At 71.0% G+C, this 19,505-nt stretch carries 18 protein-coding genes and 1 riboswitch; of the genes, 7 read left to right on the top strand and 11 right to left on the bottom strand.

The annotated features are described in order from the left end of the window. Positions 1-70 precede the first annotated feature (70 nt). Entirely contained in the window at positions 71-856 is a 786-nt protein-coding gene (locus tag Aph01nite_RS25485) for a DUF1707 SHOCT-like domain-containing protein (RefSeq protein ID WP_204043510.1), read from the top strand. A 4-nt stretch (positions 857-860) separates the two neighbouring features. Here the strand turns inward: Aph01nite_RS25485 and Aph01nite_RS25480 are convergent, their stop codons facing one another. The 7 genes from Aph01nite_RS25480 to Aph01nite_RS42705 form a co-directional block, all read right to left on the bottom strand. Beyond that, complete coding sequence (locus tag Aph01nite_RS25480; protein ID WP_204043509.1) at positions 861-1,301, bottom strand: hypothetical protein; 441 nt, start codon at positions 1,299-1,301, stop codon at positions 861-863. 140 nt (positions 1,302-1,441) lie between these two features. Further along, positions 1,442-4,174, bottom strand: a complete 2,733-nt coding sequence (locus tag Aph01nite_RS25475) for a tetratricopeptide repeat protein (protein WP_204043508.1) — start codon at positions 4,172-4,174, stop codon at positions 1,442-1,444. Between the two features lie 86 nt (positions 4,175-4,260). Beyond that, positions 4,261-5,034 (bottom strand): sirohydrochlorin chelatase, encoded by a 774-nt coding sequence (locus tag Aph01nite_RS25470; RefSeq protein ID WP_204043507.1) that lies wholly within the window; start codon positions 5,032-5,034, stop codon positions 4,261-4,263. Next, positions 5,016-5,744, bottom strand: a complete 729-nt coding sequence (locus Aph01nite_RS25465) for a phosphoadenylyl-sulfate reductase (protein ID WP_204043506.1) — start codon at positions 5,742-5,744, stop codon at positions 5,016-5,018. The genes Aph01nite_RS25470 and Aph01nite_RS25465 overlap by 19 nt, the downstream gene beginning before the upstream one ends. A gap of 29 nt (positions 5,745-5,773) precedes the next feature. Then, positions 5,774-5,926, bottom strand: coding sequence for an Insertion element protein (locus Aph01nite_RS25460; protein WP_155334811.1), 153 nt, complete (start codon positions 5,924-5,926; stop codon positions 5,774-5,776). Continuing rightward, a complete protein-coding gene (locus tag Aph01nite_RS25455; protein ID WP_204043505.1) occupies positions 5,923-7,605 on the bottom strand; it encodes a nitrite/sulfite reductase in 1,683 nt (560 codons plus the stop codon). Before Aph01nite_RS25455 ends, Aph01nite_RS25460 begins: the two co-directional genes overlap by 4 nt. Positions 7,606-7,736: 131 nt before the next feature. Beyond that, on the bottom strand, positions 7,737-7,820 hold the full coding sequence (locus Aph01nite_RS42705; RefSeq protein ID WP_373872323.1) for a putative leader peptide: 84 nt from the start codon (positions 7,818-7,820) through the stop codon (positions 7,737-7,739). A 269-nt stretch (positions 7,821-8,089) separates the two neighbouring features. On the opposite strand from Aph01nite_RS42705, the gene Aph01nite_RS25450 reads away from it, so the two are divergent. From Aph01nite_RS25450 to Aph01nite_RS25435, 4 genes are all read left to right on the top strand, one after another. Then, the gene (locus tag Aph01nite_RS25450) at positions 8,090-9,052 is read left to right on the top strand and encodes a YihY/virulence factor BrkB family protein (protein ID WP_239161968.1); all 963 of its coding nucleotides are present in this window, start codon (positions 8,090-8,092) and stop codon (positions 9,050-9,052) included. A 51-nt stretch (positions 9,053-9,103) separates the two neighbouring features. After that, a riboswitch (ZMP/ZTP riboswitch) is annotated at positions 9,104-9,206 on the top strand. A gap of 27 nt (positions 9,207-9,233) precedes the next feature. Further along, positions 9,234-10,499: a serine hydroxymethyltransferase gene (gene glyA / locus Aph01nite_RS25445; RefSeq protein WP_204043504.1), complete on the top strand. Its 1,266-nt coding sequence runs from the start codon at positions 9,234-9,236 to the stop codon at positions 10,497-10,499. Between the two features lie 299 nt (positions 10,500-10,798). Further along, complete coding sequence (gene rsgA, locus Aph01nite_RS25440; RefSeq protein WP_239161967.1) at positions 10,799-11,827, top strand: ribosome small subunit-dependent GTPase A; 1,029 nt, start codon at positions 10,799-10,801, stop codon at positions 11,825-11,827. A gap of 329 nt (positions 11,828-12,156) precedes the next feature. Further along, positions 12,157-12,840, top strand: a complete 684-nt coding sequence (locus Aph01nite_RS25435) for a phosphoribosyltransferase (RefSeq protein WP_204043502.1) — start codon at positions 12,157-12,159, stop codon at positions 12,838-12,840. Here Aph01nite_RS25435 and Aph01nite_RS25430 read toward each other — a convergent pair. The 4 genes from Aph01nite_RS25430 to Aph01nite_RS25415 form a co-directional block, all read right to left on the bottom strand. Then, positions 12,830-13,183, bottom strand: coding sequence for a DUF1304 domain-containing protein (locus Aph01nite_RS25430; protein WP_204043501.1), 354 nt, complete (start codon positions 13,181-13,183; stop codon positions 12,830-12,832). The two genes, Aph01nite_RS25435 and Aph01nite_RS25430, sit on opposite strands and share 11 nt — an antisense overlap. Positions 13,184-13,316: 133 nt before the next feature. Continuing rightward, positions 13,317-13,631 carry a WhiB family transcriptional regulator gene (locus tag Aph01nite_RS25425; RefSeq protein ID WP_076434697.1) on the bottom strand — a complete coding sequence of 105 codons (315 nt, stop codon included), beginning with the start codon at positions 13,629-13,631 and terminating at the stop codon, positions 13,317-13,319. Positions 13,632-13,745: 114 nt separating this feature from the next. After that, positions 13,746-14,651, bottom strand: coding sequence for a sucrase ferredoxin (locus tag Aph01nite_RS25420; protein ID WP_204043500.1), 906 nt, complete (start codon positions 14,649-14,651; stop codon positions 13,746-13,748). Positions 14,652-14,750: 99 nt separating this feature from the next. Then, positions 14,751-16,253: a glycerol-3-phosphate dehydrogenase/oxidase gene (locus tag Aph01nite_RS25415; RefSeq protein WP_204043499.1), complete on the bottom strand. Its 1,503-nt coding sequence runs from the start codon at positions 16,251-16,253 to the stop codon at positions 14,751-14,753. Between the two features lie 82 nt (positions 16,254-16,335). Here Aph01nite_RS25415 and Aph01nite_RS25410 point away from each other — a divergent pair, with 82 nt between their 5' ends. Together Aph01nite_RS25410 and Aph01nite_RS25405 are read left to right on the top strand one after the other, a co-directional pair. After that, entirely contained in the window at positions 16,336-17,901 is a 1,566-nt protein-coding gene (locus tag Aph01nite_RS25410) for an FAD-binding oxidoreductase (protein WP_204043561.1), read from the top strand. Between the two features lie 19 nt (positions 17,902-17,920). Beyond that, the gene (locus tag Aph01nite_RS25405; protein WP_204043498.1) at positions 17,921-19,432 is read left to right on the top strand and encodes a metallophosphoesterase family protein; all 1,512 of its coding nucleotides are present in this window, start codon (positions 17,921-17,923) and stop codon (positions 19,430-19,432) included. The last annotated feature ends 73 nt before the right edge of the window (positions 19,433-19,505 follow it).

The following is a 19,505-nucleotide window of genomic DNA, read 5'->3' as shown; positions in this document are numbered from 1 at the left end:
TCACGCCAGCGCCCGGAATCGTTCCTAGGGAGGAGAGAGTCTGCCGCGGGCGGGGGCTAGATTCGTGGGTATGAACGAGCCAGGCGGAATGCGCGCTTCGGACGCGGAGCGCGAAGCCGTGGTCGAGCGGTTGCGGGACGCGTCGGTGGAAGGGCGGCTGACCCTCGCCGAGCTCACCGAGAGGACCGAGGCGGCCTATCTCGCCCAGACACATGCCGAACTGGCGCAGATCACCGCCGATCTGCCCGCCGGCGCGGGCGGTCCGGCCCCGTTACCGGTCACGCCCCCGGCCAAGGGCAAGGCCAGGCGCTGGTTCGTGGCCGTGATGGGCGACACCAAGCGGCGCGGCAAATGGCGGATCGACCAGGAGATCGGGGTCGTCTGCGTGATGGGCGACGTCGTGCTCGACCTGCGGGAGGCCGAGGTCCGCAGCAACGAGGTGGACATCGTCGCCACCAGCGTGATGGGCGACGTCAAGATCATCGTGCCGGACGGCGTGGACGTCGAGCTGTCCGGCATGTCGATCATGGGCGACAAGAAGGTCAAGGTCGTCGAGGCGCCGCCCGGCCAGAACGTCCCGGTCGTCCGCGTCCGCGGCTACGCCATCATGGGCGACATCAAGATCATCGGTGACTCCCGCGCCGAGCCCATCAAGCGCACCTGGGCCGCCTGGAGCGACTGGTGGCTCGACCGCCGCCGCCAGGCCGACCACGAACTGGGCAACCCCGCCCACAACGCCCTCCGCGACGCCCACACCGCCTGGCTCCAGATCAACCGCGGTTCGCCCCCACCCCAGCCCCCTCCACCGTCCCCTCCGCCGCCTCCGCCGCCTGCCCCCGACCCGTCTCGCTGGTAAACCGTCAGTTGTCGAAGCAGTCGCCGCCGCCCGTGTACTCGGCCCACATCAGTTCCGGGCTGGGGATCGGCCAGCGCAGTTTGAGGCACCGGTTCGTGTGGGCCGCGTACTTGAGCACCGGGGCGATCATCGCGTACTTCGCGGCGACCGCGAGGACGCACACGCCGCCCGCCAGCGGTGTCGCGGCCACGGCGATGCCGCCGCAGACCGCACCGGCGATGTAGGTCACGTCACCGCTCAGGTCCTTCAGATATCTGGTGAAATCCCGCGAGAAGATCACATCGCAGGTGAGGATGCCGCAGTTGGCCTTGGCATTCGTGCCCGGCAAACCGGGCAAACCGGGCAAACCGGCATCCGCCAGCGCCGGCGACACTCCCGTGATCATGAGGGAACCCGCGGTCACCGCGGAAATCACGGCAGTACGAACTGAGTGCTTGATCGTCATGATCGGCGGTCTCCCCGGATGAGCGTCTCCGGACAGCCAAACCACGGACACGATATCCCCAGATGTTCCACGGAACGCCGTCTCACCAGGCATGTGATCGCCGTCCCAAAACGACCCCGGGACCCGCATGCCGGCGCGTGCTAGCCGGCCGGAGGTACCTCCTCGGCCCGGCCGATGGCATCCAGCGCCGCTGAGTCCGTGACGACGATGTGGCGGTAGCCGGTGACGATGATGCCTCTCCGGCGTAGGTCGCTTATCGCCCGCTGAACGCTGGGCTCGGTCGCATCGATCAAGGTGGCGATGTCCGCATGGCTCAAGGGCACCTCGATCCTGATTCCCGACTCTGTCCGGCGACCGTGCGCGGCGGCCAGAGCGTCGAGTGCTCGCGCGAGCCTGATCAGGACCGACACGCCGGAGAACTCGGTTCTCTGCCGCACGATCAGGCGGAGCTTCCTGACGATGAAGCGCGCCATCGCCCGTTCCGCCTGCTGATGATGGTCGAGGAAGAGGGACAGGTTCTTCCCGTGGAGCACCTGTGTCACCACTCGTGACGCGGCCACGGCGGCCTCCAGTTGAGGACCGCCGTCCAGCGAGCTCTCCATCCCGATCATGTCACCGGCCCCCGCGACGGTCAGGAGAACAGGCCGCCCGTCGTCCGAGGTGCCGTGGAGTTTGACGAAACCCTCCAGCACCAGGAACGCCGCGGAGACGGAGGAGTTGCCGGCGATCAGGTGGTCGCCGGGGCCGAAGACCCGGCGCATGCCCCTGGCGAGGAGAGGGTCACGCAGGTCGGGAGGGAGCATGCCCATGAAGCTGTCCCGGGGCCAGGAGACGACCTGACTCTGGTGGTCTCCGCCCCGGGCGATGACCTCCTGCCTCGTCCAGTGGGCGAGGTTCGCCTCCGCGGCGAGCGTGTCAGGATGCCCGGCGCCCGAGACACGCGTGCGGATCGGCACCAGCGCGGTGTACTCCTCCCGCGCCCGGGCCGCGTCCCCCGCCTCTCCGGTCCAGCCGGCCAGTTCGGCCCGTGCGCCGAGCGTCTCGGGATGTTCCGGGCCGAGCACGCGTTCGATGATCGGGAGCAGCGTGGTGAACCTCTGCCGGGCGTCGGCCGCGTCCCCCGCCCGGCCCGTCCACGTCGCCAGGTGGGCGCGGGTGCCCAGGGTGTCGGGATGCGCGTCGCCCGAGACACGCCGGCGGACCGGCAGCAGCGCGGCGAGCTGGTCCCGCGCGGCGGCGGCGTCCCCTGTCTGTCCCGCCCAGTACGCCAGGTTCGCCTGCGCGGTGAGCGTGTACGGATGCTCGGCACCCAGGACCCGTACGCACACGGGCAGCAGGTCGCCGTACTGCTCTCGGGCGCGGAGCGCCTCTCCGGCCAGGCCGGTCCAGGTGGCGAGGTCGGCCCGCGCGGCCAGCGTGTCGTGGTGCTCCGGTCCCCGCGCGTCGCGGATGGCCTCGTACCGCTGCTGTTGCAGGGTCCTGGCCGTGGTGTAGTCGCCGCTGGCGCCCAGATAGCCGATGACCTGCTTCATGGCGGGCGAACCCGGGGGCAGGACGCTGCGGGCGTGGGCCAGCAGCCGCCCGTACGCCGGCCAGTTGCCAATCGCCTTCGGGTCGGCGGGCAGCGCCTGCGTGAGCAGGTCGGCGGCCTGACTCCGGACGACGGCCTGCTCCTTGGGAGTGAGACCGACCAGGGTGACGGCCTGGACCAGGCGGTGGACCGTGACCGTGTCCTCACCAATGGTGATCATGTTGTACGAGGCGAGCAGCCCGAGCGCGCTCCCGATCTGAACCTCGTCGCTGCCACGCAGCTGATGGAGAACACCGATGGGCAGCTGGTCCGGGGCATAGCAGGACAGCAGCTCCAGCAGCTGGGGCGCGAGCGGATCCAAGTCGGCGATCCGGGTCCGGGTGAGAGCCCACACCTGGGCGATGACGCGTTTGGCGTCCTCCCCGACGGCGGTCACCTGGTGCGCGCGGGCAGGCGAGTCACGCAGCAGCCAGCGGTAGGCGGTCACGCCGATCCCCGGGGTGTGCGCGATGAACGCGGCCGCCTGCGTCAACGCCAGCGGCAGGAAGCCCAGGTCGTGGGCGAGCTCGGCGAGCTCCTCGGCGGACGCGTCCGTGCCGATCAGATCGGCGAGCAGCCGCGCGGCGGCGCCGGGGGTGAGGACGTCCAGGTCGATGGGCGTGCAGCCGTGCTCACGCCAGCCGACTCCCAGCCGGGTGGTGATGAGGATATGGCCTCTGCCGCTGAGCTGGGCGAGGTGGCTCTGCACGTGCGCGGGATCCTCGACGTTGTCGAGGACCAGCAGCCATCCGTCATGGTTCGTCAGCCACGCCAGCGCCCACGCCGCGGCCTCGTCCACGGTCGCCTGGCCCGCCGCCACCGAATGCGATCCCGCGCAGATCGCGCGCGCCAGACCGGCGAGGAAGATCTCGATCTGCTCCGGGCTGTCCGCCTCGGCCCACCACACCACCCGATACCGGTCCCGGTACCGGGTCGCGTACTGCAACGCGAGCTCGCTCTTGCCGATCCCGCCCAGCCCGAGCAACGCCGCCTGGGCGATCACGCCTACCCGGCCCGCGCCGCCGCCCGCGTTCGCGGGGACCAGAGCTCGCCCGATCCGCTCCAGAGCTTGGTCGCGGCCCACGAACACCGCTGCCGGCCGGCGCGGCAACCCGGTCAGGCCGGCGGGCGCGACCGTGGTGATCGCGTCCGGCAGCGGAGGGCGCGCGGACAGCTGTGGCGCGCTGATGGACACATCACGCGCCGATCCGATCCGGTACGCGCCACCGCCGACCGTGGAGTGGGTCAGGGTGACGCCCTCAGATGGGCCAGGAGAGTCGGCCTGCCGTCCTGAGCTGCTCACGCCACCAGGGTGGCGAACCGGCGCGGCCCGGGCAGCCGTGATTACCAACCGTTACCAACATGCCACTGACTTATAGGCAACGGCCGTCACGCGGTGACGGCGTGGAGCCCGTCCCGGGCGGAAACGGCCCGGCTTCCCCGGATAAGGGCTTCCTCGTACCGCCGGAGGATCAGCGTGGTGAGTTCCGGGGCCGCGCCCAGGACGTCCGACACCGTGTGGGCGCCCGCGGCCGTGGTCTGCCGGGTGACCTTGTCGGCGAAGTAGCCGGGAGCCAGCAGGTAGGGGGCGACGACCACGCGGGGAGCGCCGGCGCGGAGCAGGCGCGTGACCTCGGTGGCCGGGTCGGGAGCGGTCGCGGAGGCGAAGGCCGGGGTCACCGACCACCAGGATCGGGTACGGGACCACTCGGCGGCCATGCGCGTGATCGTGCCGTTGGCGCGCGGGTCGCTCGAACCGGCCGACACGAGCACGACGGCGGTCTCGGGATCGCCGAGGGGGACGCCGGCCTCGGTCAGGCGGCGTTCCAGGGCGGCCACCAGCAGCGGGTCCGGGCCGAGCGCGTCGCCCACGTGCACGGACAGGCGCGGGCGGCGGCAGGCGGCCTCCCGGAGGGCGGCCGGGATGTCCACCCGGGTGTGGTACGCGGCGGTGAGCAGCAGCGGCAGGACCACGGCCGTGTCGAGGGTGGCCAGAGCACTGGCGAGGGTGGGCGGGGCGTGGTCCAGGTAGGCGGTGCGGACGTCCAGGCCGGGACGCGTCAGCCGTACCCGGTCCAGGAGGGTCGCGATGACGGCGGCGGCGCGCGGGTCGCGGGACCCGTGTGCCACCGCCACCAGCGGGATTACAGGTGAATGCCGCATTCGATCTTTCCTAGGCCGGCCCAGCGGCCGGCGCGGGGGTCCTCACCGGGCGCGACCTGGCGGGTGCAGGGCGCGCAGCCGATGGAGGGGTAGTTGTCGTAGTGCAGCGGGTTGATCAGGACGCCGTTGTCGGCGATGTAGTTGTCGACGTCCTCCTGGGTCCAGCGGGCGATGGGGTTGACCTTGACCATCTGCCGCTTCGCGTCCCACTCCACCACGCGGGTGTTCGCCCGGGTGGGCGACTCGTCCCGCCGAATCCCCGACACCCACGCCAGGTACGGCTCCAGCGCCCGGTTGAGCGGCTCCACCTTGCGGAGAAAGCAGCACAGGTCGGGGTTGCGGCCGTACAGGCGGGGGCCCAGGTCGCGGTCCTGCTCGGCGACCGTCCGGGACGGGGTCACGTTGATCACGTTGACCGGGTAGACGGCCTCGACCGCGTCCCGGGTGCCGATCGTCTCCGCGAAGTGGTAGCCGGTGTCGATGAACAGCACGTCCACGCCCGGCTTCACCCGGCTGACCAGGTCGATCAGCAGGGCGTCGCTCATCGAGGAGGTGAGACAGAGGCGGTCGCCGAACGTGGCCGCAGCCCAGCGGATGATCTCGCGCGCGGGGGCGTCCTCCAGGAACTCGGACGCCGACTCGACGATGCTCTGCAGGTCGAGGACGCCGCGCTGGCGCTCCAAGCCGACTTCGATGTCCACCAATGTCATCTCAATTACTCCTCATCACGTCGTGGGGGTTACGAACGCACGCCTATACCGAGAAATTTCACCCGGAACGCGCGGGCGCAGGCCCGGCAGTACCACCCGTACGGCTCCTCGTCGGAGACGTAGGGCTCCAGGTCCTCGTCGCCGCAGTACGGGCAGTAGAACGGGACGGCGCGCTCGCTCACTTGAGGTCGCTCTCGTCGGCCCGCTGGACCCATTCGGCGAAGGTCTCGCCGTCGTTCTTCTGTTTGCCGAAGTTGGAGACCACGCGCTCCACGTAGTCGGGCAGCTCCTCGGCGGTGGCCTTCAGGCCGCGGACCTTGCGCCCGAAACCGGGCGTGGCGCCCAGCGAGCCGCCCAGGTGGATCTGGAAGCCCTCGACCTGCTCGCCCCGGTCGTTCACGACGAGCTGGCCCTTCAGGCCGATGTCGGCGACCTGGATGCGGGCACAGGAGTTGGGGCACCCGTTGACGTTGATGGTCAGCGGGTCCTTGAAGTCGGGGAGCCGGTTCTCCAGCTCGTGGATGAGCGTGGTCGCCGTCGCCTTGGTCTCGACGATGGCGAGCTTGCAGTACTCGATGCCGGTGCAGGCCATCGTCTGGCGGCGGAACGTGGACGGGTTGACCTGGAGGTCGGCCGCCTCCAGCTCGGCCACGGCCGAGTCCACCAGGCCGGGCGCGATGTCCAGGATGACCATCTTCTGCTCGACCGTGGTGCGGACCCGGTCCGAGCCGTGCCGCTCGGCGATGTCGGCGATCCGGTGCAGGGTGTCACCGTCCACGCGGCCCACCTTGGGGGCGAAGCCGACGTAGAAGTTGCCGTCCCGCTGCGGGTGCACGCCCACGTGGTCGCGCCGGCCGCCGCGCGGCAGCGCGGGAGCGGGGCCGTCGGGCAGCTCGTAGCCGAGGTACTCCTTCTGGAGCACCTCGCGGAAACGCTCGGGGCCCCAGTCGTTCATCAGGAACTTGATCCGGGCGCGGTGGCGCAGGCGGCGGTAGCCGTAGTCGCGGAAGATGCCGACCACGCCGCCGTACACGTCGGCCACCTGGTCGGGGCGGACGAAGACGCCGAGCCGCTTGCCGATCATCGGGTTGGTGGACAGGCCGCCGCCCACCCAGGCGTCGTAACCGGCCTCGCCGGCCTCGTTGACCACGCCGACGAAGGCGACGTCGTTGATCTCGTGCACGGTGCAGTGGGCCGGGCACCCGCTGACCGCGGACTTGAACTTGCGCGGCAGGTTCGAGAAGGCCTTGTCGCCGATGAACCGCTCGTAGATCTCGGCGACCTGCTCGGTGCCGTCGATGACCTCGTCCACGTCCACGCCCGCCAGCGGGCAGCCGAGGATCACGCGCGGGGTGTCGCCGCAGGCCTCGGTGGTGGACAGGCCGACCTCTTCGAGCCGGCGCCAGATCTCCGGGACCGACTCCACCTCCACCCAGTGCAGCTGCACGTTCTGGCGGTCGGTGATGTCGGCGGTGCCCCGGCCGAACTCGTTGGAGATGTCGGCGATGACCCGCAGCTGCCGCAGGCTCAGCTGGCCGCCGTCGATCCGGATACGGAGCATGAAGTAGCGGTCGTCCAGCTCCTCCGGCTCCAGGATCGCCGTCTTGCCGCCGTCGATGCCGGGCTTGCGCTGGGTGTAGAGGCCGTACCAGCGCATCCGGCCGCGCAGGTCGGCGGGGTCGATGGAGTCGAAGCCGCGCTTGGAGTAGATGTCGATGATCCGCTGACGGACGTTGAGGCCGTCGTCGTTCTTCTTGTTCTCCTCGTTCTTGTTCAGCGGTTCCCGATAGCCGAGGGCCCACTGGCCTTCGCCACGCGGGCGCTTGTGGTGCCGGTTGCCTGGGCGGGCCGGGGTGCTCATGGCTGGTCCTTTTCGAAGGAGCTGGGGCACGGGCGGCGCAGTAGCAGGCTTCCTCCCGCCTCGCCGTCGAGTGCGGGGGCACAAAAAAGACGCCTGCTCACGCGCCCACGATCAAGAGAAGGGGGCGACGGTCAACGGGCGTCGTAACAGATGGCGCTGCGGACACGCAGAAGGTCGACGTGGCGTCGCACGACGAGCATCGGATCCGCAGGCATGTCCCAAACGATACCTCGCGTACCACAGATGTCCAAGTTCGGTCCCACAGTTTGGGACGCCGGTCCAGGGCCGGGTTGGTTAAAACTTGACCTCGGGAAATCCCGGTGGTGTAGGGCCGCCCGAGCTTCCGGCCGCCGGTTTCGGTGCGCGCTGCTGCCCTGAGCGGTCCCGGGACCGTATTCTGGGCTGCTAATGATCCGTGCTATCCGGCCACGTAGCGGGTAGTCCATGGTCGAGCCCGGGATTCCCACGAACACGGTTGGGTGCCATGACGTCCACCGACGCGCCGTCGCGTAGGCCCCGCCATCCGGCGGGGCACAAGTCACGCTTCGGCATGGCGCGCGCCAGAGCCGGGATGGAGCGCCTGGCCGGCACGGGGTTCTGGTCACTGGTCAAGACCACGACCCTGGCGGGCGTCAACTACCGGGTCACCGGCCTCGCGGGCGAGGCCGCCTTTTTCGCGCTGCTGTCGCTGCCGCCGTTCGCGCTCGGGCTGCTGGGCGTGCTCGGCCACCTCAGCGGCATGCTGGGCCACGAGACCATCGTCGCCATCCGGCGGTCGGTGATCCAGAACGCCGACCTGCTGTTCAGCCCCGACGCGATGAAGAGCGTGGTCGAACCGCTGCTCAGCGACGTGCTGGACGGCGGCGAGGTGTCGCTGATATCGGTCGGCTTCCTGCTCTCGCTCTGGTCGGGGTCCCGCGCCCTGTTCGTGTACGTGGACCTGATCTCCATCGCGTACGGACTGGGGGAGACCCGGGGCATCATCAGGACCCGCCTGATGTCGTTCGGCCTCTACCTGGCCGCCCTGCTGATCGGCCTGGTGGTGATGCCGATCCTGGTGATCGGCCCGACCCTGCTGGCCAACGCGCTGCCCGGCTACGAGGGGCTGGTCGGCATCCTGTACTGGCCGGTCGTGGTGGTCGGCTCGGTGCTCATGCTGACCATGCTCTACCACGTCAGCGTGCCGATGCGGACCCGCTGGTGGCGGGAGGTGCCCGGCGCGGTGCTCGCGCTGGTCATCTGGATCCTGTGCGCCGCCGTGCTGCGCGAGGTGCTGGCCGCCTGGTTCCAGCCGCTCTCCATCTACGGCTCGCTGGCCGCGCCGATCGCCGTGCTGCTCTGGCTGTACATCACGGCCCTGGCCGTGCTCATCGGGGCCACCCTCAACGCCGAGGTGGACCGGCTCTGGCCGCTGGCCGGATCCGGTCGCCAGGGGAGCGCCGAGTAGTCTCCGAGTAGTCTCCGAGTAGTCCCGGCCGTGCGGACGGCTCCGATAGGGTGGCAGGGTCGCGACTGGCGCTGACGTCGCCCTGCGGGCGCGTCGCTAGGTGGGGCACCACCGGGAAGCGAACCTGCGGAGGCCGTGCGCCTGGGTCACCGCGGCTGTCAACGTGGACAAGGAAGGCGCCATGGCTGAGAACTCGCTGCACGTCGTCGATCCGCAGATCGCCGAGCTGATCAAGGCGGAGGAGCGGCGGCAGACCGACACCGTCAAGCTGATCGCCTCGGAGAACTACGTCTCCAAGGCCGTCCTCGCGGCCACCGGCACCGTGCTGACCAACAAGTACTCCGAGGGTTACCCGGGCAAGCGGTACTACGAGGGCCAGCAGGTCATCGACCAGATCGAGTCCCTCGCCATCGAGCGGGCCAAGTCCCTGTTCGGGGTCAACCACGCCAACGTGCAGCCGTACTCGGGTTCGCCCGCCAACCTGGCCATCTACCTGGCCTTCCTCAAGCCCGGCGAGACCGTGATGGGCATGGGCCTCCCGTTCGGCGGCCACCTCACCCACGGCTGGTCGGTCTCCGCCACCGGCAAGTGGTTCAACCCGGTGCGGTACGGCGTGCGCCAGGACACCGGCCGCGTCGACATGGACGAGGTCCGCGACCTGGCCCTCAAGGAGCGCCCCAAGCTGATCTTCTGCGGCGGCACGGCGATCCCGCGCACCATCGACTTCCCGGCCTTCGCCGAGATCGCGCGCGAGGTCGGCGCGGTGCTGGCCGCCGACATCGCGCACATCGCCGGCCTGGTCGCGGGCGGCGCCCACCCCTCGCCGGTCGGGCACGCGGACGTTATCTCCACGACCACCCACAAGACGCTGCGCGGCCCCCGCGGCGCGATGCTCATGGCCACCTCCGACGAGCACGCCACCGCGCTCAACAAGGCCGTCTTCCCCGGCCTGCAGGGTGGCCCGCACAACCACACGACCGCCGCCATCGCGGTGGCCCTGCACGAGGCCGCCACCGAGGACTTCCGCGACTACGCCCGCCAGGTCGTGCTGAACGCGCGGGCCCTGGCCGAGGAGCTGATCGCGCGCGGCTTCGACCTGGTCTCCGGCGGCACCGACAACCACCTGATCCTGATGGACCTGACCCCCAAGGGCGTCGGCGGCAAGCCGGCCGCCCAGGCGCTGGACAAGGCCGGCCTGGAGACCAACTACAACTCAGTCCCCTTCGACACGCGCAAGCCGTTCGATCCGTCCGGCATCCGGATCGGCACCGCCGGGGTGACCAGCCGGGGCATGGGCGTGACCGAGATGCGGCAGATCGCCGCGTGGATGGACCAGGTGGTCTCCGCCCTGGCCAAGGACGAGGACGAGGCCAAGCACGTCATCCTGCGGGTGCACGGCGAAGTCCGCGAGATGGTCTCGCACTTCCCCGCCCCCGGCCTCAGCTAGGCCCAGACGCTTCGTAAGGCCCGCGCTCCGGCGCGGGCCTTATTCGTTTGTCGCGGGGCCGGGCGGTTCTGTAGGGTGTTCCGCGTTGGCCGCCCGGTGGAGGGCCGCCGTGGAGGACAGGGAGGTGAGGACTATGCGGGTCGTTCTGTCGTGCCTGCCGTCCATCAGCCTCCGGGTGCGCCTCTGATTCGAGGACCCGGGTTTCCGAAGGGTTTCCTCCATTGTTCTCGCCAGAATTCTCTGGTTCTTTCGATCTTGTAAAACTCGGTTGGCGGGAGACCGCCGACCTGCCTGAGGGTATGGTTCCCGCCCGGGTCGCCCGCGTGGACCGCGGCGTGGCCGAGGTCCTCGCCGCCGACGGCCAGCACCAGGCCAAGTACGGCGCCAGGATCCGCCGCGCCTCCGCCGAGAACCCGGTCGAACTGCCCTGCGTGGGCGACTGGGTGGCCCTCCGGTACCTGCCGGAGGGCCGGTACGAACTCGACAGCGTGCTGCCCCGGACGAGCGCCTTCGTCCGGGGCGGCGTGGGCCGGGTCTCCCGCGGCGGCCTGTCCGGCGACGGGCAGGGCCACGTGCTGGCCGCCAACGTGGACGTCGTCTTCGTCGCCGAGCCGTCCATGCACGCCACCGACTTCGCCGACCTCGGCCGGATCGAGCGCATGGTCGCGCTCGCCTGGGAGAGCGGCGGCACACCGGTCGTGCTCATCACCAAGGCCGACCTGTTCGACCGGGGCCTGGACGACCTCCTGGCCGACGTGGCCGGGGTCGCGCCCGGGGTGGACGTGCACGCGGTGTCCTCGCTCACCGGCGACGGGGTGGACGTGGTCCGCTCCTACCTGGACGGCTCCAGGACGGCCGTCGTGCTCGGCCCGTCCGGCGCCGGCAAGTCCACGCTCGTCAACGCGCTCGCCGGCGACGGCGTGATGGAGACGCAGCAGGTCCGGGCCGGCGACGGCCGGGGCCGGCACACCACCGTGCACCGGGAGCTGATCCCGCTGCCCGGCGGCGGCCTGATCATCGACACCCCGGGCATCCGCCGGGTCGGCCTGTACGACATCAGCGACGGCGTCGACCTGGTCTTCTCCGACATCGAGGAGCTGGCGGCGGCCTGCCGTTTCGACGACTGCTCGCACACCTCGGAGCCCGGCTGCGCCGTGGTGGAGGCCGTCGACGCGGGCGTGCTCCCGGAGCGGCGGCTGGAGAGCTGGTTCAAGCTGCAGCGGGAGGCCGCCTGGATGGCCCGCCGCAGCGACGCCAGGCTCCGCTCCGAGGCGACCCGCCAGTGGAAGATCATCCACAAGTCCATGCGGGGCCGCAACCGGCCGTGACGCGGCCCGGCGGCGCGAGGGGTCCACCTGCCCGGCTCGCCCCCGGCATCGTTCCGATGGCGCTCGATGGCGCGAGGCGTGTCCGGGCGGTTGGGCCGGGCTCCGGGCGTTGTGCGATGGCGCTCGATGGCGCGAGGCGTGTGCGAGGGCGTTCGATGGCGCGGGGCGTGTCGGGCGGTTGCGCCGGGCTCCGGGCGTTGTGCTAAGGCGCTCGATGGCGCGGGGCGTGTTCGGGCGGTTGGGCCGGGCTCCGGCGTTGTGCGCCGTCGGCCGGTGGCGCGAGGCGTGTCCGGGTGATTGGGCCGGGTATGTCAAGGGATATGGCTCGAATGGAGATCGCGCTTCCGTTCGTGGACCGGGAGGAGGCGGGCGAACTGCTCGCCGAGGTCCTGGCCGGCCTGCGGCTGCCCCGCCCGCTCGTCCTGGCGCTGCCGCGCGGCGGAGTGCCGGTGGCCGTCCCGATCGGGGCGGCCCTGGACGCGCCCGTGGACGTGCTGGTCACCCGCAAGATCGGCCATCCGGCCCAGCCGGAGCTGGGCCTCGGCGCGATCGCCGAGGGCGGCGAGCCGGTGTTCGACGAGAACATGCTGCGCGCCGTCGGCCTGAAGGCGGCGGACCTGGCGGCGGTGGCCGAGCGGGAACGCCGCGAACTGGCCCGCCGGGTCGAGGTCTACCGCGGCGGCCGGGCGCTGCCACGCCTGGCCGGGCGCGCCGTCGTCGTGGTGGACGACGGCCTCGCCACGGGCGGCACCGCCAGGGCGGCGCTGCGCGCGGTGCGCGCCATGCGGGCCGGCCAGCGGGAGCCGGGGGAGGACCCGGGCACGGTCACGCTGGCGGTTCCGGTGGCCGCGCGGCAGACCGTACGGGCGCTGACGGGGGAGGCCGACGGGCTCGTGGTGCTGGCCCAGCCGGCCGTGTTCCGGGCCGTCGGCCAGCACTACCTGTCGTTCGACCAGCTCACCGACGCCGACGTGCTGGCGCTGCTGGCCGGGCGGCGCGGGGCTAGCGGCTGAGCAGGACGAAGACGAGGGCGAGCGCGGCGGGGACGCTCTGCACGTAGAGGATGCGGCGGCTGACGGTGGCGGCGCCGTACAGGCCGGCGATGATGACGCAGGCCAGGAAGAAGGTGAGGACGGCGGGGTCGCGGCCGATCAGGCCCCAGATGAGGCCGGCGGCGAGGAAGCCGTTGTAGAGGCCCTGGTTGCCGGCGAGGGTCCGGGACTGGGCGGCGAACTCGGGGGTGGTGCCGAACGCGGCGCGGCCCCGGGGAGTGGTCCAGAGGAACATCTCCAGGACCAGGATGTAGACGTGGATGGCGGCGACCAGCCCAGACAGGGCGTATGCGGCGATTTCCATTGTGTTTGCTGCCTTAGACTGGCCGTGAAGCTGAGCCGGGCCCACCAGGTGTCCGCTCCGCCGGATCGGCGGAGCGGCTTACCCGGTGGGCCCCGGAAAGCGTGGCGGGGAGGGTTGGCGACCCAGGGGTTCGTTACGCGACGGCGCTGATGCCGGCGCTCGCGGCGCGCCGCATGCGACGACGACGCTCGGAGGCGCGCTCGTCCTCGTTCAGGCCGCCCCACGTGCCGTACTTCTCAGGCCTGGACAGGGCGTAGTCGAGACACTCGGCGCGGACCGGACACTGGGCGCAGATGGCCTTGGCCTTGCGCTCGCGGATGTCACGCTCCGGCTGACGCTCGCCGTCGGGGCCGAAGAACAGCACAAGGTCCTCTCCCCGGCACGCGGCATCATCCTGCCAACCCCAACTGGGGCGCGGGCGGGCGAGCTGCCGACGTACCTGAGACATGAGAAACCACCTTTGGTGAGAGGTATTTCAGAGTTTGTGCCGCATTGGACGCTTATGGCGTCCCTGCATCCAACGCAATAACTGCCCGTGGTGTTCCCGGCTCCTGGCGGAGCCTCAGGTCAAGGCCGGGGTGAGCAGGCTCAGCTCGGCCAACCTGTAGGTCGAGACATCTTCGGTGCAGGCGAGACCGCACGGTGCCGCGAACACCGCAGGTTCGACCACTACCCGAAACCGCGACGAACCAACAGGGGCATTGTGAACAACAATGCACACCGTGGTGTCGCCATCCGACCGGGAGGATTCCACGGCCACTGCGCCGACCGAGAGCTCGCCCGTGTGGGACCGGACAAAATGCTCGGCGGCTTGCGATGGCTCAGGGATACCCGCGCGCCCCCGGAAACGGTCGAGGACGACCTCGCCGTGCCGGTACGCGTTTGCCGCCGCGATCGCAGCAGCCTGAGACATGCTGCCGTAGTAAAGCCCGTGTGGCAAGCACACGAGGTTAGCGGCGTATCGATCGCCGCCTACATGTGTGGTTTCCCACACCTGGCCGGGCAGTTGCTCGTCGAGAAATCTCGCGAGCGGCAGTCCAATGCGGGCACAGCACGCGTTGCGCTTGGCGTGCGTGCAGACCAGAAATACCGGCTCTCCGACAAGTATGCAGGACTCTGGAACCACTCCGTGCACGAGTGCGTCCAGGTCAAGATCGTCCGGGTTGTCGAAGCGGCCCTCCGCCATCCAGGGCTCCGCGCCCGCCGAGGAGGCCACGAAAACGTGGAGCGGGCCGCCGGAGCCGTTGCGCTTGCCGGTCCTGCGGATCAGCTGCGGGCGCACGCCGAGGGCCGTCGCGCGGTCGATCAGCGCCCGCGTCGCGTCCGGCAGCTTGCACTCGTCCAGGTACGCCGCCCAGGGCCCGGAATGCTCGATGAGCAGCCAGAACCGAGCGCCCACCGTCGCGCTCGCGAGAACGGGCGCCGCGCCGGTGTGCAGTCCGGCGGGATGCTCGCACCCATTGGCCATGCCCGCTTCGCCCCCGTGTGTACGCCCTCGCTGAATTAGGTAATCCTAACCTTAGCGGAGGGTGTCAAACCTCCCGTATACCGGAATCCGGCCCGGGTTTTATTCACTGATCCCGAAGGCCGCCTCGGCCGTCGGCAGCGCGGCGGCCCGGTCCTCCGGGATGAGGCCGATCCTGGTACGGCGGTCCAGCAGGTCGTCGGGGACGAGGGCGCCCTCGTGCCGCACCGCCCAGACCAGCTCGGCCAGCGTGGTCGGCTGGCCGTCGATGACCGGGCGCCGCAGCTCCGGCTCCCGCGCCCCCAGGTCCTGTACGGCGGCCGCCTCCGACCCGTACCGCCGCACCAGCCTTGGCGGCAGGCCGTCGCCGCTGCGGGCGGCCCCCACCAGGGGCAGGCGGGCGGTGGAACTGCGCGGCGCCGGCAGGCCGGTGGCGTCGATGGCGTCCTCGGCCATCCTGCGGTAGGTGGTGAGCTTGCCGCCGACCACGGTCACCACGCCGTCGGGGGAGCGGAGCACGGCGTGCCGCCGGGACAGGTCGGCCGTGCCCCCGCCGCCCGCCAGCAGCGGGCGCAGGCCCGCGTACGCGCCCGCGACCTGGTCCCGCCGCACGGGCGTGGCCAGGACCGAGCCCAGCACGTCCAGGAGGAAGCTCACGTCGCTCTCGGGGGCTTCGGGCACCTCGGGCACGGGCCCGTCCAGCGGTTCGTCGGTGAGGCCCACGTAGACGCGGCCGTCGAGCTGCGGGAGGACCAGGGCGAAACGGTTGCCCGCGTCCGGGATGGGCACGTGCAGGCCGGCCTTGAGCGGGCCCAGCGTGCCGGGGCGCAGGACCAGGTGCGTGCCCCGGGAGGGCCGCAGCTCCACCTCGGGCACCAGGCCGCCCGCCCAGACGCCGGTGGCGTTGACGACCGCCTTGGCTCTGATGGTGAACTCCTCGCCGGTGAGCTCGTCGCGTACCAGCCCGGAGTCGCCGGTGAGGGCGAGCGCCCGGCAGCGGGTGAGCACGCGGGCGCCGTGCGCGGCGGCCGTGCGGGCGATCGCCACCACCAGGCGCGCGTCGTCCACCACCCGGCCGTCCCAGGACAGCAGCGCGCCGCGCAGGCCCTCGGGGTCGAGCGACGGCACCAGGTCGAGCGCCCGTTCCGCGGGGATGCGGGACGGTCCTGGCAGCAGCCGCCGCGGCGTGCCCGCGGCGGTGCGCAGCGCGTCGCCCAGCCGGTAGCCGGTCATCGCCAGCCGCGCCTGGGTACGGGACACCCGCGGCGTCATGGCCAGCAGGTACGGATGCGCCTGCACCAGATGCGGAGCCGTGTGCCGGAGCAGGACCCCGCGCTCCACGGCGCTCTCCTTGGCGACGCCGACCTGCCCCCTGGCGAGGTAGCGCAGGCCGCCGTGGATCAGCTTGGAGCTCCACCGGGAGGTGCCGAAGGCCAGGTCGTACGCGTCGATGGCGGCGACGGACAGGCCGCGCGAGGCCGCGTCGAGCGCGGCGCCGGCCCCTGTGGCGCCCAGCCCCACCACGAGCACGTCCACCACCCGCTCCCGCACCTCCCCGAGTTCCCTGGCGCGGCGGGCGGCGTTGAGTGAGGAGTCCATGGTCATCCCTCAATCCCGCGTATTACTCTTTGGTAACCTAACCGAAAGGCCGGTCTCCGTGGAAACTCCCAGCAGCGCCGCCGAACCCATGCTCTGGTCCGGATGGGGCGATCCGGCGAAAGCCAGGGAGCTGCCGCCCAAGGTGCGCAAGCTCCTCGGCGACCTGCTCGGGGTGAGCGACCCCGAGAACCCGCCCGCCAGCTTCGGCGAGGTCCAGCTGCCCATCTCGGCGCTGCCCGCGCCGGTGATGACCCGGCTCAGCACCCTGGTCGGCGACGAGCACGTGCGCTGCGACGAGGACGCCAGGATCCGGCACACCCGCGGCAAGTCCACCCCCGACCTGCTCCGGATGCGCGCGGGCGACGGCGCGGACGCGCCCGACGCCGTCGTGCTGCCCGGCTCGCACAGCGAGATCCTGGACCTGCTCAAGCTGTGCGCCGAGCACCGGGTGGCGGTGGTCCCGTTCGGCGGCGGCACCTCCGTGGTGGGCGGCCTGGTCGCCTCCAGGACCAACTACAGCGGCGTGATCGCGCTCGACCTGGCCCGGCTCAACCGGGTGCTCTCGGTCGACAAGGTGTCCATGATCGCCGAGTTCGAGCCTGGCCTGCGCGCCCCCCAGGCCGAACAGATTCTGGCCAGGCACGACCTCACCCTCGGCCACTTCCCGCAGTCCTTCGAGTACGCCACCCTCGGCGGCTTCGCCGCCGCCCGCTCCTCCGGCCAGGCCTCCGCCGGGTACGGCCGCTTCGACGACATGGTCGTCGGCATGACCGTGGCCACCCCGCGCGGCACCCTCGAACTCGGCCGCGCCCCCAAGTCGGCGGCCGGACCCGACCTGCGCCAGATCATCCTGGGCTCGGAGGGCGCGTTCGGCGTGATCACCGCGCTCCAGCTGCGGGTCAGGACCGCGCCCCGGGCGAAGGTGTACGAAGGCTGGCGGTTCGACTCGTTCACGGCCGGGCAGACCGCGATGCGGCGGATCGCCCAGGAAGGGCCACTGCCGACGGTGCTGCGGCTCTCGGACGAGACCGAGAGCATGATCGGGCTGTCCCGCCCGGCCGAGCTGGGCACGCTGGCCGACGCCGGATGCTCGATGATCACCGGGTTCGAGGGGTCGGAGGACGACGTGGCGCACCGGCGGGAGGCCGTGGCCGCGCTCCTGTCGGAGCTGGGCGGCGTCTACCGGGGCACCGAGCCGGGCGAGCGCTGGGACGAGGGCCGTTACTCCGCGCCATACCTGCGCGACTCCCTGCTGGCCGCTGGGGCCACCGTGGAGACCTTGGAGACCGCCGGGTTCTGGGCCGACCTCCCGCGCCTCTACGACGCCGTACGGCTCGCGCTGCGGGCGACCCTGGACGATCCCTTGGTGATGTGCCACGTCTCCCACGTATACGCCACCGGCGCGTCGCTGTACTTCACCGTGGTCGCGGCCCAGGACGAAGATCCTCTCGCCCAGTGGGAACGCGCCAAAGCAGCCGTCAACAAGGCGATCGTCCTCACGGGGGGCACCATCTCGCACCACCACGGCGTGGGGCGCGACCACCGGGACGCGTACGCGAACGAGATCGGTGAGCTGGGCGTGCAGATCATGCGGGCGATCAAGGGACGGCTCGACCCGTACGGGATTCTCAACCCGGGTGTCCTGATCCCCTAGAAAGCGCCAAGATTGCCTCATGGTCACGGTCGACGTCGCGGCGGCACGGGGAAAGCAGGGTTCGTCCCGGGTGTCCGAGGAGGGCGCCGGGTGGGCCTGCGCGCAGGTCGGCGCGTTCGAGGCGCTGCGCCCGAGCAAGGACACCTTCACCTGGCTCAACCCCAAGACCCTCTGGCGTTCCAGGAACGAGATCCTGGCGGGGCTGTTCGGCGACCCCTCCGCCGAGGTACGGCGCCGCTGGGTGGCCTCCCAGCGGGAGAACGGCGCCGACCCCGACTTCCGCATCGTCAAGGAGGTCGGCAGGGACTTCTCCTTCCTGGTCGTGGGCGACACCGGCGAGGGCGACGCCTCGCAGTACGCGGTCGTGCCCGGCCTGCTCAAGCTCGGCGCGGACACCTCCTTCGCGATCATCGCCAGCGACGTCATCTACCCGACCGGCGCGGCCGGCGACTACTGCGACAAGTTCTTCCGCCCGTTCAAGGACTACGACGCCCCCATCTACGCCATCCCCGGCAACCACGACTGGTACGACGGGCTCGGCGGCTTCATGCGGGTGTTCTGCGGGTCCAAGCCGCTGGCGGTGCAGCGGGAGGGCTTCCGGCTGTCCCCGTCCGGGCTGCGCGGCCTGCTCTGGAAGAAGCCCGAGGCGATCGACGAGCCCGCCCTGGCCGAGGCCTGGAAGATGCGCGGGCGGCCGTCCCAGCAGGCGGTCCAGCCGTCCTCGTACTGGGTGCTGGACCTCGGCCGCCTCCTGGTCGTCGGCATCGACACCGGCATCCGCGGCACCCTCGACCGCGAGCAGGGCGAGTGGCTCCGCCACATCTCCGCCGATCCCCGGCCCAAGGTGCTCATCACCGGCAAGCCCATCTACGTACGGGACGACTACAAGCCCTGCCCGATCGAGGGCGGCAGCACGGTGGACGAGATCGTCACCGACCCGAAGCACAACTACCTGGCCGCCATCGGCGGGGACGTGCACAACTACCAGCGTTTCCCGGTCAAGGCCGGCGACCGGGTCATCCAGTACCTGGTGGCCGGGGGCGGCGGTGCCTTCATGCACGCGACGCACACGATCCCGCGGGTCACCCGGGTCCCCGAGGACAGCTTCAAGTGCTACCCGCTGCGCGGCGACTCGCTGTCCTTCTACAGCCTGCTCTACAGCCGCAGGTTCCGGATGAAGTGGCTCTACCTCACCCCGGACCAGGGGCTCGCCCTGATGTCCGAGCGAGTCGGCAACACCCCGCCGAGGGACATGGCCGAACCCGTCCGGATCACCGCCCGGATGAAGTGGGCCGCCCGCCTCCTGGGCGGCTGGCCGTTCCCGTTCCGCCTCCCGGTCGGCCGATTCTTCCACCGCTGGATCTCCGAGCTGTCCGACTGGGACACACCACCGTTCTTCAAGAGCTTCCTCCACGTGTCCGTGGTCGGGGACGAGCTCCGCATCCGCTGCTTCGCCGCCACCGGCTGCCTGCCCCAGGAGCTCAACCCGCCCCTGGAGGACGAGGTCGTCATCCCTCTCCCGGCCAGCTGAAACCGGGGTTGCTGCCGCGAGGGCTGTGGGTGGATGAGGTCGTGATTCCTCTGCTGGTTGGCTGAGATTGGGA

The organism is Acrocarpospora phusangensis, from assembly GCF_016862995.1.
Taxonomy (GTDB): Bacteria; Actinomycetota; Actinomycetes; order Streptosporangiales; family Streptosporangiaceae; genus Acrocarpospora; species Acrocarpospora phusangensis.
Note: the sequence above shows the minus strand (reverse complement) of the source record. Positions and strands in the feature narration are given on the sequence as shown.